Below are 15,013 nucleotides of genomic sequence, written 5' to 3'. Positions count from 1 at the left end.
ACCTTGATGGAGTAGTGCGACGATGAAAGCGATGATACTGGCGGCAGGCAAGGGTACGCGCGTGCAGCCCCTGACCTACGATTTGCCCAAGCCCATGATTCCCATCCTGGGCAAGCCCGTGATGGCCTATCTGGTGGAGCACCTGGCCCAGCACGGCGTGACCGACATCATGGTCAACGTCAGCTACCTGCATGAAAAGATCGAGGAGTATTTCGGCGAAGGCCACCAGTTCGGCGTGCGCATCGGCTATTCCTTCGAAGGCTATACGAACGATGCGGGCGAGGTCGTGCCGCAACCGCTGGGCTCGGCTGGCGGCATGAAGAAGATCCAGGAATTCGGCGGCTTTTTTGACGACACGACCATCGTGCTGTGCGGCGACGCCTTGATCGACCTGGACCTGGAAGCGGCCCTGCGCGAGCACCGCCGCACCGGTGCGCTGGCGTCCGTCATCACCCTGGAAGTGCCATGGGACAAGGTGTCGAGCTATGGCGTGGTGGTCAGCGACGACGATGGGCGCATCCGCGCGTTCCAGGAAAAGCCGGCGCAGGCCGACGCGCTGTCCAATTGCGTCAGCACGGGCATTTATATTGTCGAGCCGGCCGTGCTGGACCTGATTCCCCCCGGCCAGGCGTTCGATATCGGCTCGGAACTGTTTCCCTTGCTGGTTGCGCAGGGCTTGCCCTTCTATGCGCAAAAGCGCCAGTACAACTGGATCGATATCGGCAGCGTCAAGGATTACTGGGAAGTGCTGCAAAGCGTGCTGATGGGGGAAGTAGCCCATTTGCACGTGCCTGGCACCCAGATCGCCGAAGGCGTGTGGGCCGGCTTGAACACGAGCATCGACTGGAGCGGCGGCACGCGCATCGAGGGCCCCGTGTATATCGGCTCGGGCTGCCGCATCGAAGCGGGCGCGAGCATCATCGGGCCCGCCTGGATAGGCCACGGCAGCCACATCTGTGAAGGCGCCGAAGTGGTGCGCAGCGTGCTGTTCGAATACACGCGCGTGCTGCCTGGCGTGGCGCTGGATGAAATGATTGTCTTTAAGGATTATAGTGTCGACCGTGCCGGCCAGATGCGCCATGTTTCCGATTATGAAAAAGATGCCTGGGGCAATGCGCGCGACCGGCGCAGCCTGCGCCGCGAGGACACGCCGCCGGCCCTGTATGCTGCCCAATAAACTGTTTGTGAAGTGAAACCATGAAAATTTATCCAGTCATCCTGTCCGGCGGTTCGGGCACCCGTTTATGGCCGCTGTCGCGCGCTGTGCTGCCCAAGCAACTGTTGCCGCTGGTAACGGACAAGACCATGTTGCAGGAAACGGCGCTGCGCGTGCAGAGCCTGCCCAACCGCCGTGCCGGCGATAGCGGACTGGCCGATGTCGACGTCATGCCGCCGCTGGTGGTGTGCGGCAATGAGCACCGCTTCATGGTGGCTGAGCAATTGCGCGAGATCGGCTTGCCGCCGCTGGGCATCCTGCTCGAACCGGTGGGGCGCAACACGGCGCCGGCCGTGGCCGTGGCCGCGCAGTACCTGCTGGCCATCGATCCCCAGGCGCTGATGCTGGTCTTGCCGGCCGACCATGTCATCACCGATGTGGCCGCGTTTCACCAGGCCATCGCCCAGGCGGCGCTGCTGGCGGCCGACGGCGCGCTGGCCACCTTCGGCATCGTGCCGACGGCGCCGGAAACGGGCTATGGCTACATCCGCAGCGGCGCGCCCGTGCACCCCGGCGGGGCGGGCTGCAAGGTCGAGCGTTTCGTGGAAAAGCCGGACCTGGCCACGGCGCAGTCGTTCCTGGCCGCCGGTAATTATTTCTGGAACAGCGGCATGTTCATGTTCCGTGCCGAACGTTATCTGGGCGAGCTGGGGCAGTTCCAGCCGGCCATGCTGGCCGCCAGCGAGGCGGCCGTGCGCGACGGCTACCGCGACCTCGATTTCTGCCGCCTGGAAGAGAAGGCCTTTGCCGCCTGTCCATCGGACTCGATCGATTATGCCGTCATGGAGCACACGGCGCACGCGGTGGTGCTGCCGGCCGCCATCGGCTGGAGCGATGTCGGTTCCTGGTCGGCCCTGTGGGAAGTGCAGCAGGGCGATGCCAGCGGCAACGTGGTGCGCGGCGACGTGTATCTCGATGGCGTGAGTAATTGCCTGGTGCGCGCCGAGCGCCGCATGGTGGCCGTGCTGGGCGTGCAGGACCTGGTGGTGGTGGAAACGGACGACGCCGTCCTGGTGGCGCACAAGGACCAGGTGCAGCGCGTGAAGCAGGTGGTCGACCACCTGAAGCAGGCGGGACGCAGTGAACACGTGCAGCACCGCAAGGTGTACCGCCCGTGGGGCAGTTATGAAGGCATCGATATCGGCGAGCGTTTCCAGGTCAAGCGCATCACCGTCAATCCGGGCGGCAAGCTGTCGCTGCAGATGCACCACCACCGCGCCGAACACTGGGTGGTGGTCAGCGGCACGGCGCAAGTCACGTGCGGCGACAAGGTGACCTTGCTGACGGAAAACGAATCCACGTACATCCCCATCGGCATGACGCACCGGCTGGAAAACCCGGGCAAGCTGCCCCTGCACCTGATCGAGGTGCAATCGGGCAGCTATCTGGGCGAGGACGACATCGTGCGCCTGGAGGATGTCTACCAGCGCGCCTGATGACGCCATCATCGCAGGGCAGCCGCGGCCCCGGCCGCCTGCCTCCGATTCCCCCTACCGGTGCACCGACCCTTGCGTAATTTCCTTTGTCTTTCGCTGGCGCTGGCCGCCGGCGCCGCCCATGCCGACGCGCCAGCCGCACCGGCTGCGCCGCCCGGCGTGCAGGCGGCGCAGCTGGCCATCGTCATCAACGATGCCGAGCCCAACAGTGTCGAGGTGGGCGAGTACTACCGCAAGGCGCACGGCATACCCGCCGCGAATGTGGCGCACGTCAACATCCCCAACCGCCCGCGCAAGCTCAGCGTCGACCAGTTCACGCAGCTGAAAGAGCGCATCAATGCGCAGCTGAAACCCGAGATCCAGGCCGTGCTGATGGTGTGGAGCGCGCCGTATGCCGTCGAATGCAATGCCATCACGGCCGCCTTCACCCTCGGTTATGACGGGGATCAATGCGCGAAGACTTGCGATCCCGGTAAACCCAGCACGTATTTCAACAGCGAGGCGGCGCAGCCCTACACGCAGCTGGGCTTGCGTCTGTCGATGCTGCTGCCCATCGATTTCGTGGAAGAGGCCAAGGCCGTGGTGGATCGCGGCGCCGTCAGCGGCTTTTCCGTGCCGGCGGCCAGCGCGTATTACCTGACCACCAGCGACCCGGCGCGCAACAGCCGGGCCGCCTTCTTTCCGCCCGCGGGCGTGGTGCGCCAGCGCAAGCTGACCGTCAAGAACCTCAAGGCGGACAGCCTGGAAGGGGCGCAAGACATCATGGTGTACCAGACGGGACTGGCCAAGGTGGCCAAGCTGGAAACCCTGCATTTCCTGCCTGGCGCCCTGGCCGATCACCTGACTTCGTTTGGCGGCGACTTGCAGGGCAGCAGCCAGATGAGCAGCCAGCGCTGGCTGGAAGCGGGCGCGACGGCCAGCTATGGCACCGTCAGCGAACCGTGCAGCTACTGGCAGAAGTTTCCCAATCCGACGGTGCTGCTGCGCCGCTACCTGTCCGGCAGTACGGCGCTGGAAGCGTACTGGGGCAGCGTGCTGTGGCCCGCCCAGGGCCTGTTCATCGGCGACCCGCTGGCAGCCCCGTACGCGGGCTTCCGGCGTTGAAACCTGATTCTTTCCGACAATAAAAAAGGCCCTTGCGGGCCTTTTTTCATGGTGCAGCGTGACTGCGGCTGTTACTTGCTTTTGCGGCGGCGCGCCAGGGCGACGAGGCCCAGTCCGGCCAGCAGCATGGCATAGGTTTCCGGTTCCGGCACGGCTGGAATGTCCGGCGTCACGGGAATGATGCTGCCGCCCGTGAAGCCGCCACCGGAGCCGCCGCCGCCCACGCCGCCGCCGTTACTGCCCGTGGGCAAGCCATCGCCGAGCGGCCGGGAAACGACCAGGGGCGCATAGGTGTCGCTGCCGCGGGCCTGGTTGTACGAGCGGCCTGGGGCCGTATAGCCGGGGCCATCGTCGAACGGACGGTTTTCCTCGGACGCCACGAAGTCGCGCGTGGCAAAACGGAAGTTGCGGTCGCTGTTGGCGAGCGCCTTGCGCGGTTCCTCGGCGCTGCTGTCGGCCGGCAACTGGCGCGTGGCCAGGCGGTGGTTATTGTCGCCCGATTGCGCGTTGCGGAATTCCTGGTCGGATACGCCGCCGTTGAATTCCGGCGTCTTGTTCGTGCCGTCGTTGGTGCGCGTACCTGCGCCGATGAAGCCGTTGGCCAGGCTGCAGGCGCTGTAGGTGCCGTCCAGGTTGGCATCTTTCGCATTGCCGTTCGCGGCGTGCGTGCTGGCCTGGCAATTCTTTTCATTCTGCTGAGCAGGCGCGGCCGCTTGTGTCTGTGCCTGGGCGCTGGCGCCGAACAGCATCAATGCGGCGGCCAGAAGCAAGGGACGGGAAGAGGCTGGCGTGAAAATTGGTGTTGGCATGATCGATCTCTCAAAAAGCATGGAACGGTGCGTCGCTCGACGCGGCTATCCGCATGCGATTGTTGCTGGTCCCGTCCAGGCTACTGTTGCGAGCAAGGCGGGAGAGCATTTCAAGGTCAGGCATGGATGGGGCCTGCACTACGGGGTCTGGTGTTGCAGTTCAATTTCTTATCAGGAACTAAACTTATTTGTTTGAATTATATCACATTGCGCGGCCACATGCGCGCCGGCATTGCTTTGTCGCGCTTGGCGTTGCTGAAAAGATACTGGCCGCATGCGGCAGCCCGCCTGGATTCCGTTCCGCCATTACTCCGTTCAGCTTAATCAAATGTCATCAACTCGTCATGCGCGCTGTTTAGTATGTAAATAATAAGTTCGTCATCATTTTATCAAGACCAGCTTGCCAGCGCCCACCCGGGCCGGCCACCCTTAACTGACCAGGAAAACCATGCCTTCCCCTCTTGCCGCCCCGTCCGTTTCGCCTTCGCCCCTGCACAAGCCCCTGCGCCTGACGGTCATGGCCGCCGTGCTGGCCAGCCTGTCCCTGCCGGCCCTGGCCGCCTCCGATATCGTCATCAGCCAGGTGTATGGCGGTGGCGGCAACACGGGTGCCGTGTACCGCAACGATTTCATTGAACTGTTCAACCGCGGCGCCAGCCCCGTCAACCTGAGCAACTGGAGCGTGCAGTACGGCGCCGCCGCCAATACGAGCTGGTCCGTGACGGCCTTGCCGGCTATCGATTTGCAACCTGGCCAGTATTTGCTGGTCCAGCAAGCCAAAGGCGCGGGCGGCACGCAGGACTTGCCCACGCCGGACGCCACGGGCGGCCTGGCCTTGTCGGGCACGACGGGCAAGGTGTTGTTGAGTAATAGCAAGACGGCCCAGGTGGGCGCCAGCCCCACGGGCGCGGCCGTCATCGACCTCGTCGGGTTCGGCACGGCCAACGGCTTCGAAGGTGCCGTGGCGCCCGCGCCATCGAATACCTTGTCCATCCTGCGCGCGAATGGCGGCTGCGGCGACACGGACGACAACAGCGTGGATTTCGCCACCGGCAGCGTGACGCCGCGCAATACGGCTTCGCCGCTGAATGTATGCGGCGGCCCCGTCGTGCACAAAATCATTACCAGCTGTCCGGCCAGCCTGGCCCTGGCTGCGGGCAGCGGCGGCAGCGCCGTGCTGCGCGCAGCCGACGTGGATGGCGTCGTGAACGCCGCTATCTTGAGCTCGCCGGCCGTGGCCGGCATCAGCCTGGCCGGTTTCAGCGCGGCCGGCGTGGCGGGCGAGAGCGCCGTGGTCAGCCTGCTGGTGGCTGCCGGCGTGCCGGTCGGCAATTACCCCGTCATCGTCAGCTTCAGCAATGACCAGCAGCAGACGGCCACCTGCAAGGTCGATGTCGCGGTGCAAGGCCTGGCTGCCGTCAGCCACACGATTCCGCAAATCCAGGGCGCGGGCGCGGCCAGCCCCTACGCCAATTCCGTGCAGACGACGGAGGGCGTGGTGACCCTGAAGGTGGGCACGGGCTTCTTCATCCAGGACGCGGCCGGCGATGGCGACCCGTCCACGTCGGACGGCATCTTTGTATACACGGGTGCGACGGCCACCACCGTGCAGCCGGGCGAGCTGGTGCGCGTGACGGGCACGGTGTTCGAATACACGCCCACGGGCGCAAAGAATTCCTACACAGAATTGAAGGACGTGACGGCCATCCTCACGCAAAGCGCGGGCCACAGCATCGTGCCCACGAACGTGACCTTGCCGAACGACAAGCTGGCCGCCGTGGAAGGCATGCTCGTGCGTTTCACGCAGCCACTGACCGTGTCGCAAAACGCCTACCTGGGCGCGCGCGGCGAATTGAGCCTGTCGGCGGGACGGCGCGAAGTGCCGACCAACCGCTATCCGGCCGGCTCCGCCGAAGCGCAAGCCTTGATCGCCGCCAATGCGAACAACCTGATCGTGCTCGATGATGGCATTTTCGTCACGCCGCCCGCCATTCCCTACATCGGCCAGGACAACACGGTGCGCAGCGGCGACACGGTGGCCGACCTGACGGGCGTGGTGGATTTCGGTGCCATCGGCGGTGGCGGCGCCGCGTACAAATTGCAGCCGACGCAGCCGCCGCAGTTTTCGCGCGACAACCCGCGCACGGGCAGCCCGGAACTGCCATCGGGCAACGTCAAGGTGGCCAGCGCGAATGTGCTGAATTTCTTTACGACCTTTACCAATGGCAACAATATCTTTGGCCAGACGGGGCAGGGCTGTACCGTGGGTTCATCTACCACCAAGAGCAATTGCCGCGGCGCCGACAACCTGGCCGAGTTCGAGCGCCAGCGCGACAAGATCGTGGCCGAACTGAAAGCCATCGATGCGGACGTGGTGGGCTTGATGGAAATCCAGAACAATGGCGAAACGGCCGTCACCTACCTGGTCGAGCAGCTGAACGCGGCCATCGGCGGCGTCACGTACGCCGTGGTGCCGAAGCCGGCCGCCACGGGCACGGACGCCATCCGCGTGGCCATGATCTACAAGCCGGCCAGGCTGGGCCTGGTGGGCGGCGCCCTGTCGGACGCCAACGCCATCAACAACCGTCCGCCGATGGCGCAAACCTTCCAGGCGGGCAATGGCGAAAAGTTTTCGCTGATCGTCAACCACCTGAAGTCGAAGGGCAGCTGCCCGTCCGGCACGGGTCCCGATGCGGACAACAACGATAGCCAGAGCTGCTGGAACGCTACCCGCGTGCAGCAGGCCCAGCGCCTGGTGGGCAGCTTCGTGCCGCAGGTGGCGGCCGCTGCAGGCGACGCTGACGTGCTGGTCATCGGCGACCTCAATTCGTATGGCGCGGAAGATCCGATCCAGGTCATCACGGGCGCCGGCTTCGTCAATGAACTCGAGCGCTTCGTGCGGCCGTCCGGCATGCCGTACTCGTATGTGTTCGGCGGCCAGAGCGGCTACCTCGACCATGCACTGGCCAGCGCCTCGCTGAGCCCGCAAGTGGCGGGCGTGGCTGAATGGCATGTGAATGCGGACGAGCCGGAAGTGATCGACTACAACATCGACTCGGCCAAGCCGCAAGACCTGTACAACGCCTTGCCCTACCGCGCCTCGGACCACGATCCCGTCGTCATCAGCCTGGACTTGCAGCCGGCCTACCGCGACATCACGGCCGGCGTGGCGCAAGCCGGCTCGGGCCTCGCGTACAACCGCGTGACGCAACAGTACACGGGCACGTTCTCGTTCACCAACACGGGCACGCGTGCCCTGGCCGGTCCGTTCCAGGTGGTGTTCGGCGGCTTGCCGGCCGGCGTCAGCCTGGCCAACGCCACGGGCAGCCATGGGGGTGCCGCGTATGTCACGGTGAATGCGGCCAGCCTGGCGCCGGGCGCCACGGCCTCGTTTGCCGTCAGCTTCAGCAATCCGTCGAAAGTGACGATCAATTATTCCGCCAGCATTTACGCCGGCAATTTCTAAGGACACCATCATGATGACAACGACACTTCCTCCGGCCCTGCGCCGCGCCGTACTGGCCGCCGTGCTGGCCGCCAGCAGCAGCCTGGCGCTGGCGGACCCGCTAGCCTATCGCGTGGAAATCGACACGAGCGCGTTCTCGGGCGCCGGTTTCCTCGATTTCGCCTTTATCGCCGGCAACAGCCCGGCGCCCGGCGCCAGTGCCGTCCTCAGTAATTTCTCGGGCGCTTTCGGCGCACTGGAATCGCAGGAAGGCAGCGTCAGCGGCAGCTTGCCCAGTACCTTGACCTTCGGCAATAGTGGCGCCTACAACGACTGGTTTCACAACGTGACCCTGGGCGGCAAGTTTGGTTTCAATATCGTCTTTGGCGGCGACTTCCTGAACACGGCAGGCAACGCGGGCACGACGTTTGGCGTGGGCTTGCTCGACGCCACGGCCACGTCCTACCTGGGCAATGCGAACGGCAACCTGCTGCAATTCGAGCTGACCCCGCTCAACGGCGGTTTGCCTGCCAGCATTACCGGCAACAGCTACGCCAGCATCGCGTCCATCTCGGCCGTGCCGGAAGCGTCGGAATGGATGATGCTCACGGGCGGCCTGGCGCTGATCGCGTTTGCCCTGCGCCGCCGCCAGCCTGCCATCCCGGCCTAGTCTTTCCAGTCTGGACACAGCGCGCCCATGGCCCGCTGTGTTTTGACTATTTATTCGGAATAGCTATAAATCAGGAAACTAAATTGTATTGGCCACCGTTTTACGCTTGATGCATAGTAAAAAACTTGTCGGGCAGTCTAGTATTTTCATGATTGCTGCCAACTTTTTTCGGGAGGATGCATCGATGCCTGGCCATATCCTGGTGCTGGACCCTGCGCCCGCCATGCAGGCGCTGCTCGCGCATAACCTCGAGGGCGCTGGCTACCGGGTCAGCTGCGCCCCGGACGCGCGCGGCGCGCTGGCCTTGCTGGCGGCCGATCCGCCCGACGTGCTGCTGCTGGAATGGGTATTGCCGGATGCGTCCGGCATTGCGCTGCTGCGCCAGGTGCGCCAGGATGGCGTGCTGTGCGACTTGCCCATCATCATGGTCAGCGCGCGCGACAGCGAGCAGGACAAGGTGCTGGCGCTGGAAAGCGGCGCCGACGATTACCTGTGCAAGCCTTTCGGCCCCCGCGAAATGCTGGCCCGCGTGCGCGCGCTGCTGCGCCGGCGCGCGCCGGCAGCCTTGCGCGCCAGCTCAGGCGCGGACGGCACCACCGCCTTGCGGCTAGACCCGCACACCCAGCGCGTGACGGCCGGCAGCGTGTCCGTCAACCTGGGCCGCGTGGAATTCAGGCTGCTGCATTTTCTGATGGGCCACCCGGACCGGGTGCATAGCCGCGCGCAGCTGCTGGACCAGGTGTGGGGCCATGCGGCCTATCTGGACGAACGCACGGTCGACGCCCACGTGGGCCGCCTGCGGCAGGCGTTGCAGCCGGGCGGCTGCGGCCAGCGCATCGAAACCGTGCGCGGCAGCGGCTACCGTTATCTGGCGCTGGACGCCGCCGTGTGCGCCTGATGCTGTTGACGGGGAGGGAGCAGGAATACCTGCTGCACGCCGTGCTGGGCGCGCATGGCATCGCCGCGCCCGGCGATTTCTTTTTGTGGAGCCAGGGGCCGCTGCAGGCACTGCTGCCGCATGCCGTCCTCGTCTGCGCCCAGCTGGGCACCGATGGCGGCGTGGTGCGCAGCGCGGCGTGGCATAGCGCCGTGCTGGCCGAGGCCGAGGTGCAGGCGCTCGGCGATCCGCGTCAGGGGCAGGTGGCGCGTCTGGCGCAAGCCTGGCGCGCGGGCGGGCGGCGCGTGGCCATCATCGACGGGGTGCTGGTGCATGGCAGCGCGGGCGCCGGCGGCGGCAGTTTCTTTGCCCTGTTCTGCGCCCCCTGCGCATCCTGGCCGGACCCGGCGCGCCAGGCGTACGTGCTGGAACTGCTGCTGCCCTACCTGCACGTGCATTGGCTGGCGCTGCCGGACGGCGCGCAGGCGATGCCCGCCGGCGCGGCGCGCGCGGCCAGCGCCCGCGAGCTGGAAGTGCTGCACTGGGTCAGCATCGGCAAGAGCAATCAGGAGGTGGGGCAAATCCTCGGCATCAGCGGGGGGACCGTGAAAAGCCATTTGCAGCGCATCTATAAATTATTGGGCGTGAGCAACCGCACGCAAGCCGTGTCGCGCGGCATCGCGCTGCGCCTGCTGGCTGCCTGATGCCGCTCAGCGCTGCGGCTGGGGGGCGGCCGCCTTGTGCGGGCCGCCACCGTTGAACTGATCCTCGGTACCGGGCGTTACCCGCGCGACGAGGGGGCTGGCGCGCAGGCGCTTGACTTCGGCCGGCGTCAGCATGGCGGCAAAGCCGTTCAGCGCGGCCGTGTAGCGGTATTGCAGCGTGGCGTCGGGCACCAGCGCCAGCACGGCACGGCGTCCCGCTTCCCGCTGCGCTTCCCCTTGCGCCGCGTCAGGCGGCGCCAGTTGCGCGCGCAGTTCCACGACGTACGCCTGGCGCTGGGGCGCGGCCGACGCGCCGGCAGGCAGTACGCTGGCGGCGGCCAGGAGGACAAGGCTCAGACGGATGGCAGACATGCGTTCCTTTTGCGGGTGGCGGCGGCATGGCCGCCCATGCGTCGATTGTACGCCGGCCGCAGGGCAGGTGGCGCGCGACTTGAGTGAGTGCAAACTCGATGGTTTCCCCAGGAATTTTGTTGTTTTCAGTACAAAGAAAAGATTGTATTTACCATAAGCGGCATGGTAGCCTGCTAGGCATCAGGCAGGCGCGCGCCGCTTGTGCGCGGCCACCAGCGGTGCACATGGCGGCAATGTATTGAAGGTAGGCAATAAGGAGTTAGCTGATGCATGCAGCACACAGGCAGAACCTTGCGGCAACGCGCCATGCGCGCGGCTTTACCTTGCTCGAACTGTTGGTCGTGATCGTGATCATCGGCTTGCTGGCGGCCTATGTCGGCCCCAAATATTTTGCCCAGCTGGGCAAGTCCGAAGTGACGGTGGCCAAGGCGCAGATCGAGGCGTTTGAAAAATCGCTGGACACCTACCGCCTCGACGTGGGGCGCTATCCCACCACGGAAGAGGGCCTGGCCGCGCTGCTGGCCGCGCCGCCTACCGCCGGCACGCGCTGGAATGGTCCCTACCTGAAAAAGGCCGTGCCGCTCGACCCCTGGGGCCATGCCTATCAATACCGCGCGCCCGGCAGCAAGGGCGAATATGACATCGTTTCCATGGGCAAGGATGGCCAACCGGGCGGCAGCGGCGAGAATGCGGACATCAGTTCGCAATAAGGCCAGCGCGCTCACTCTTTTGTCACGGACACGCCATCATGCAGTTTGAAGTACGCGCGCTTTCCACGGACCAGGCCGTTGCTACCTTGCACACTTGCGTGATCGACGGCCGCGACGAAGCCGATGCGCGCCGCCAGGCCGAGGCGCGGGGCCTGTTTGTCAGCGCCATCCGTCCGCTGCGGGCCACGCCGTTCAGTGCGGCCGGGCGCCAGCGCGCGCGGGCGCTGCCCTTGCTGCTGTTCAGCCAGGAATTGCTGGCCTTGCTCAACGCGGGCCTGGGCATCGTCGAGGCGCTGGAAGCGTTGCTGGAAAAGGAGGCCGCACCGGCCACGCGCAGCGTGCTCACGCGCCTGCTGGAAGGCTTGCGCGAAGGCAAGCGCTTTTCCGCCGTGCTGGCAGAGCAGTCCGAACTGTTTCCGCCCCTGTACATCGGCATCGTCAAGGCGGCCGAGGGCACCAGCGACCTGCCGCGCGCGCTGTCGCGCTACATCGACTACCAGCAGCGCATCGACACGGTGCGCAGCAAAATCGTCAGCGCCGCCATCTATCCGACCATCCTGCTGGCCGTGGGCGGCGGCGTCAGCGCTTTCCTGATCAGCTATGTGGTGCCCCGTTTCGCCGAGGTCTACCAGGGCGCCGGGCGCAACCTGCCGTGGATGTCGCAAGTGATGCTCAGCTGGGGCCAGTTCGTCACGCAGCATGGCTTGCTGCTGTTGCTGGGACTGCTTATCACCGGCAGCGCCGTGTTCATGGCCGTGCGGCGCGTGCTGCGCCATGGCGGCGTGGCGCGCCTGCTGGCGACATTGCCCGGCATCGGCGAGCGCGTGCGCATCTATGAACTGTCGCGCCTGTACCTGACCCTGGGCATGCTGGCCGAGGGCGGCATCACCATCGTGCAGGCGATCGGCACCGTGCAGGCGATGGTCTCGCCCGGCATGCAGGCGTCCTTGCAGGGCGCGCGCGGTGCCATCGAGGCGGGCCAGCCCCTGTCGTCCGCGTTCGAGCAGCATCAGCTGACTACGCCCATCTCCCTGCGCATGCTGCGCGTGGGCGAGCGCACGGGCGACATGGGCCCCATGCTGACGCAGTCGGCCGCCTTTTACGACGGCGAAATCAGCCGCTGGATCGACCGTTTCACGCGCACCTTCGAGCCGCTGCTGATGGCGGCCATCGGCCTGGTCGTGGGCGCCATCGTGATCCTGCTGTACATGCCCATCTTCGACCTTGCCGGCGACATTTCATGATGCCGAGCGCAGCCGAATCCAGCGTGGCCGGCGTGGCCATCGACGCCGCGCTGCTGCAGCGCGCGCGCGCCCTGTGCCGGCAGTCGAAGCGCTGCCTGGTCGAGGAATTGCAGCAGTTGAGCGGCATCGAGGCGCGCGCCGTGGTGCGCGCGCTGGCGCGCCCGTTCGGCCTGGACGTGCTGGAAACGGCCGACATGCTGGCGTTTTCTCCCGCGTTCGACGTGCTGCCCCTGTCGCAGGCGCTGGCGCGCCACAGCGTGCTGCTGCGCGCCGCCGACGGCCAGCTGGTGGGCGTGATCGCCGACCCCTTCGACCTGGACCTGCAAACCTGGCTCGGTGCGCGCGCGGGGCAGGGCGCCTTGAGCGTGCGCCTTGCGCTGCAGGCCGACATCGGCGCCTACCTGTCGAAGCAGGAAGAATCGGCGCGTGCCGTCGACAGCCTGCTGCCCGGCGCCGCCACCGACGCGCGGCGCGACGGCAAGACGGCGGCCGTGCTGTCGTTCGCCAGCGTGTCGGAAGCGGCCAGCCCCGCCGTCAAGCTGGTCAACTCGACCTTGTATGACGCGCTGAAGGCGGGTGCCTCGGACATCCACCTGGAAAGCACGGCCGGCGGCCTGGCCGTCAAGTACCGCGTCGACGGCGTGCTCGATCACGCCACGTCCGTCAACGGCATCGAAGTGGCGGAACACATCATCTCGCGCCTGAAAGTGCTGGCCGAACTCGATATCGCCGAGCGCCGCGTGCCGCAGGACGGCAGCTTCCGCGTCGAGGCGGGCGGGCGCGAAATCGATCTGCGCGTCTCCATCATGCCCAGCATCCATGGCGAGGACGCCGTCATCCGCATCCTCGACAAGCGCGCCATGATCGAGGCGTATGGCGCCCTGACCCTCGAAGCGCTGGGATTCGACGCGCCATCGCTGGAAGCCCTGCGCGCGCTGGCGCAGGAAGCCTACGGCATGCTGCTCGTCACCGGTCCCACGGGGTCGGGCAAGACGACGACCTTGTACGCGGCGCTGACGGAAATCCACAACGGGCGCGAAAAGATCATCACCATCGAGGACCCCGTCGAATACCAGCTGCCCGGCATCCTGCAGATACCCGTCAATGAAAAGAAGGGGCTGACGTTTGCCAAGGGCTTGCGCTCGATCCTGCGCCACGACCCCGACAAGATCATGGTGGGCGAGATCCGCGACCGCGAGACGGCGGAAATCGCCGTGCAATCGGCCCTCACGGGCCACCTGGTGCTCACCACCGTGCACGCGAATAATGTGTTCGACGTGTTCGGCCGCTTCACGCACATGGGCATCGATCCGTATGCGTTCGTCTCGGCCCTGAACGGCATCTGGGCGCAGCGGCTGATCCGCACCAACTGCCCCCATTGCGCCACCGCGTACGTGCCCGACGACCTGGAGCTGGCCAGCGTGGGCCTGGCGCGGGCCGACGTGGCGCAGTACCAGTTCAAGCAGGGCAAGGGCTGCGGCGACTGCCGCGGCACGGGCTACAAGGGACGCCGTTCGATCGCCGAGATTCTCGTGCTGACCGATGAAATCCGCGAACTGATCGTCGACAAGAAGCCGATCCGCCAGATCAAGGCGGCCGCGTATGCGAACGGCACGCGCAGCCTGCGCCTGGCGGCGCTGGAACTGGTGAAGCGGGGCGCCACCACCATCACGGAAATCAAGAGGGTCACCCTGCATGCGTAGAGGTTTTGCGAAGTTGAGCCTGGGACAGGGGCTGCGCCTGGGCGTGGCGGCGGGCCACGCGAGCCTGTGGCGCAGCAGCCGCTGGCGCGCGCCCGCATGGACCTTGCTGGGCGAAGCCGCGTATGCGCGGGACGACTCGCTGCACGGCGATTTTTCCGCCCTGGGCCAGGCCCTGGCGCAGTTGCTGGACCGCCTGCTGCCGGCGGGCGAGTACGCGGGCTGGCCATTGTCCGTGGTGCTCGACGATGGCCTGGCGCGCCTGTGGCAGGTCGATGCGCCGCAAGGCGCCGCGCGCCTGGCCGACATCGAGGCGGCCGCCGCGCTGCGCTTCCAGTCGCTGTATGGCGATGCGCCCGGCCTGTGGCACAGCAGCAGCGCCTGGGATGCGCGCGCGCCGTTTTTTTGCGCCGTGCCCCGTGCGCTGCTGGCGCAGCTGACCCGCGTGGCCGCCGCGCGCAAGCTGGCCCTGATTTTCATTACGCCGCAATTTGCGCGCCACTGGAACCGCTGGCACGGCGCGCTGAAAGCGGGCGCCTGGTTCGGCCAGCTGCAGGAGAACGCCTTGACCCTGGGCGTGCTGCACGACGGCCGCCTGCGCGCCGTGCGCGCGCTGCCCGTGCCGCCTGGCGCGGGCAAGGACTGGCTGGAACGGATGCTGGCGCGCGAGGCGCTGCTGCAGGGCGTGCCCGCGCCGACGCTGCTGCAGCTGTGCGGCGCGCCACC

13 protein-coding genes are annotated in these 15,013 nt (G+C 66.2%); 11 read left to right on the top strand and 2 right to left on the bottom strand.

Going from position 1 to position 15,013, the window contains the following annotated elements:
- Positions 1-22 precede the first annotated feature (22 nt).
- The 3 genes from GCN74_RS25345 to GCN74_RS25335 all read left to right on the top strand — a co-directional run bounded on the left by GCN74_RS25345 (position 23) and on the right by GCN74_RS25335 (position 3,756).
- On the top strand, positions 23-1,177 hold the full coding sequence (locus GCN74_RS25345) for a sugar phosphate nucleotidyltransferase (RefSeq protein ID WP_152259228.1): 1,155 nt from the start codon (positions 23-25) through the stop codon (positions 1,175-1,177).
- Between the two features lie 20 nt (positions 1,178-1,197).
- Complete coding sequence (locus GCN74_RS25340) at positions 1,198-2,652, top strand: mannose-1-phosphate guanylyltransferase/mannose-6-phosphate isomerase (RefSeq protein WP_152259227.1); 1,455 nt, start codon at positions 1,198-1,200, stop codon at positions 2,650-2,652.
- Between the two features lie 72 nt (positions 2,653-2,724).
- Positions 2,725-3,756 carry a TIGR03790 family protein gene (locus GCN74_RS25335; protein ID WP_152259226.1) on the top strand — a complete coding sequence of 344 codons (1,032 nt, stop codon included), beginning with the start codon at positions 2,725-2,727 and terminating at the stop codon, positions 3,754-3,756.
- A 71-nt stretch (positions 3,757-3,827) separates the two neighbouring features.
- Here GCN74_RS25335 and GCN74_RS29405 read toward each other — a convergent pair whose 3' ends face one another.
- Entirely contained in the window at positions 3,828-4,565 is a 738-nt protein-coding gene (locus GCN74_RS29405) for a PEP-CTERM sorting domain-containing protein (RefSeq protein ID WP_226939213.1), read from the bottom strand.
- 448 nt (positions 4,566-5,013) lie between these two features.
- Here GCN74_RS29405 and GCN74_RS25325 point away from each other — a divergent pair, with 448 nt between their 5' ends.
- From GCN74_RS25325 to GCN74_RS25310, 4 genes are all read left to right on the top strand, one after another.
- Entirely contained in the window at positions 5,014-8,031 is a 3,018-nt protein-coding gene (locus tag GCN74_RS25325; RefSeq protein WP_152259225.1) for an ExeM/NucH family extracellular endonuclease, read from the top strand.
- A gap of 10 nt (positions 8,032-8,041) precedes the next feature.
- Positions 8,042-8,680, top strand: coding sequence for an NF038129 family PEP-CTERM protein (locus GCN74_RS25320; protein ID WP_152259224.1), 639 nt, complete (start codon positions 8,042-8,044; stop codon positions 8,678-8,680).
- A gap of 184 nt (positions 8,681-8,864) precedes the next feature.
- Positions 8,865-9,578 carry a winged helix-turn-helix domain-containing protein gene (locus GCN74_RS25315; protein ID WP_152259223.1) on the top strand — a complete coding sequence of 238 codons (714 nt, stop codon included), beginning with the start codon at positions 8,865-8,867 and terminating at the stop codon, positions 9,576-9,578.
- Entirely contained in the window at positions 9,578-10,261 is a 684-nt protein-coding gene (locus GCN74_RS25310) for a LuxR C-terminal-related transcriptional regulator (protein ID WP_152259237.1), read from the top strand. Before GCN74_RS25315 ends, GCN74_RS25310 begins: the two co-directional genes overlap by 1 nt.
- Before the next feature lie 6 nt (positions 10,262-10,267).
- Here the strand turns inward: GCN74_RS25310 and GCN74_RS25305 are convergent, their stop codons facing one another.
- Positions 10,268-10,633, bottom strand: coding sequence for a protease inhibitor I9 family protein (locus GCN74_RS25305; protein WP_152259222.1), 366 nt, complete (start codon positions 10,631-10,633; stop codon positions 10,268-10,270).
- Between the two features lie 266 nt (positions 10,634-10,899).
- On the opposite strand from GCN74_RS25305, the gene gspG reads away from it, so the two are divergent.
- The 4 genes from gspG to GCN74_RS25285 form a co-directional block, all read left to right on the top strand.
- On the top strand, positions 10,900-11,343 hold the full coding sequence (gene gspG / locus GCN74_RS25300; protein WP_086138770.1) for a type II secretion system major pseudopilin GspG: 444 nt from the start codon (positions 10,900-10,902) through the stop codon (positions 11,341-11,343).
- Between the two features lie 38 nt (positions 11,344-11,381).
- Positions 11,382-12,587: a type II secretion system F family protein gene (locus tag GCN74_RS25295; RefSeq protein WP_152259221.1), complete on the top strand. Its 1,206-nt coding sequence runs from the start codon at positions 11,382-11,384 to the stop codon at positions 12,585-12,587.
- Positions 12,584-14,290, top strand: a complete 1,707-nt coding sequence (locus GCN74_RS25290; protein WP_193317255.1) for a GspE/PulE family protein — start codon at positions 12,584-12,586, stop codon at positions 14,288-14,290. Before GCN74_RS25295 ends, GCN74_RS25290 begins: the two co-directional genes overlap by 4 nt.
- Positions 14,283-15,013 (top strand): hypothetical protein (locus tag GCN74_RS25285; protein ID WP_152259220.1); only part of this gene is annotated, 731 nt, incomplete at its 3' end. The genes GCN74_RS25290 and GCN74_RS25285, both read left to right, overlap by 8 nt.

This window comes from Janthinobacterium sp. FT14W (genome assembly GCF_009208755.1).
Taxonomy (GTDB): Bacteria; Pseudomonadota; Gammaproteobacteria; order Burkholderiales; family Burkholderiaceae_D; genus Janthinobacterium; species Janthinobacterium violaceinigrum.
The sequence above is the reverse complement of the archived record's forward strand: the minus strand, read 5'-3'. Positions and strand labels throughout refer to the sequence as shown.

Excerpts from the sequence above, each read along its gene's own strand:
- GCN74_RS25320 (WP_152259224.1), top strand. The coding sequence starts at position 8,042 with ATGATGACAACGACACTTCCTCCGGCCCTGCGCCGCGCCGTACTGGCC.
- GCN74_RS25325 (WP_152259225.1), top strand. The coding sequence starts at position 5,014 with ATGCCTTCCCCTCTTGCCGCCCCGTCCGTTTCGCCTTCGCCCCTGCAC.
- GCN74_RS25290 (WP_193317255.1), top strand. The coding sequence starts at position 12,584 with ATGATGCCGAGCGCAGCCGAATCCAGCGTGGCCGGCGTGGCCATCGAC.
- GCN74_RS25345 (WP_152259228.1), top strand. The coding sequence starts at position 23 with ATGAAAGCGATGATACTGGCGGCAGGCAAGGGTACGCGCGTGCAGCCC.
- gspG (WP_086138770.1), top strand. The coding sequence starts at position 10,900 with ATGCATGCAGCACACAGGCAGAACCTTGCGGCAACGCGCCATGCGCGC.
- GCN74_RS25315 (WP_152259223.1), top strand. The coding sequence starts at position 8,865 with ATGCCTGGCCATATCCTGGTGCTGGACCCTGCGCCCGCCATGCAGGCG.
- GCN74_RS25340 (WP_152259227.1), top strand. The coding sequence starts at position 1,198 with ATGAAAATTTATCCAGTCATCCTGTCCGGCGGTTCGGGCACCCGTTTA.
- GCN74_RS25305 (WP_152259222.1), bottom strand. The coding sequence starts at position 10,633 with ATGTCTGCCATCCGTCTGAGCCTTGTCCTCCTGGCCGCCGCCAGCGTA.
- GCN74_RS25295 (WP_152259221.1), top strand. The coding sequence starts at position 11,382 with ATGCAGTTTGAAGTACGCGCGCTTTCCACGGACCAGGCCGTTGCTACC.
- GCN74_RS25310 (WP_152259237.1), top strand. The coding sequence starts at position 9,578 with ATGCTGTTGACGGGGAGGGAGCAGGAATACCTGCTGCACGCCGTGCTG.
- GCN74_RS29405 (WP_226939213.1), bottom strand. The coding sequence starts at position 4,565 with ATGCCAACACCAATTTTCACGCCAGCCTCTTCCCGTCCCTTGCTTCTG.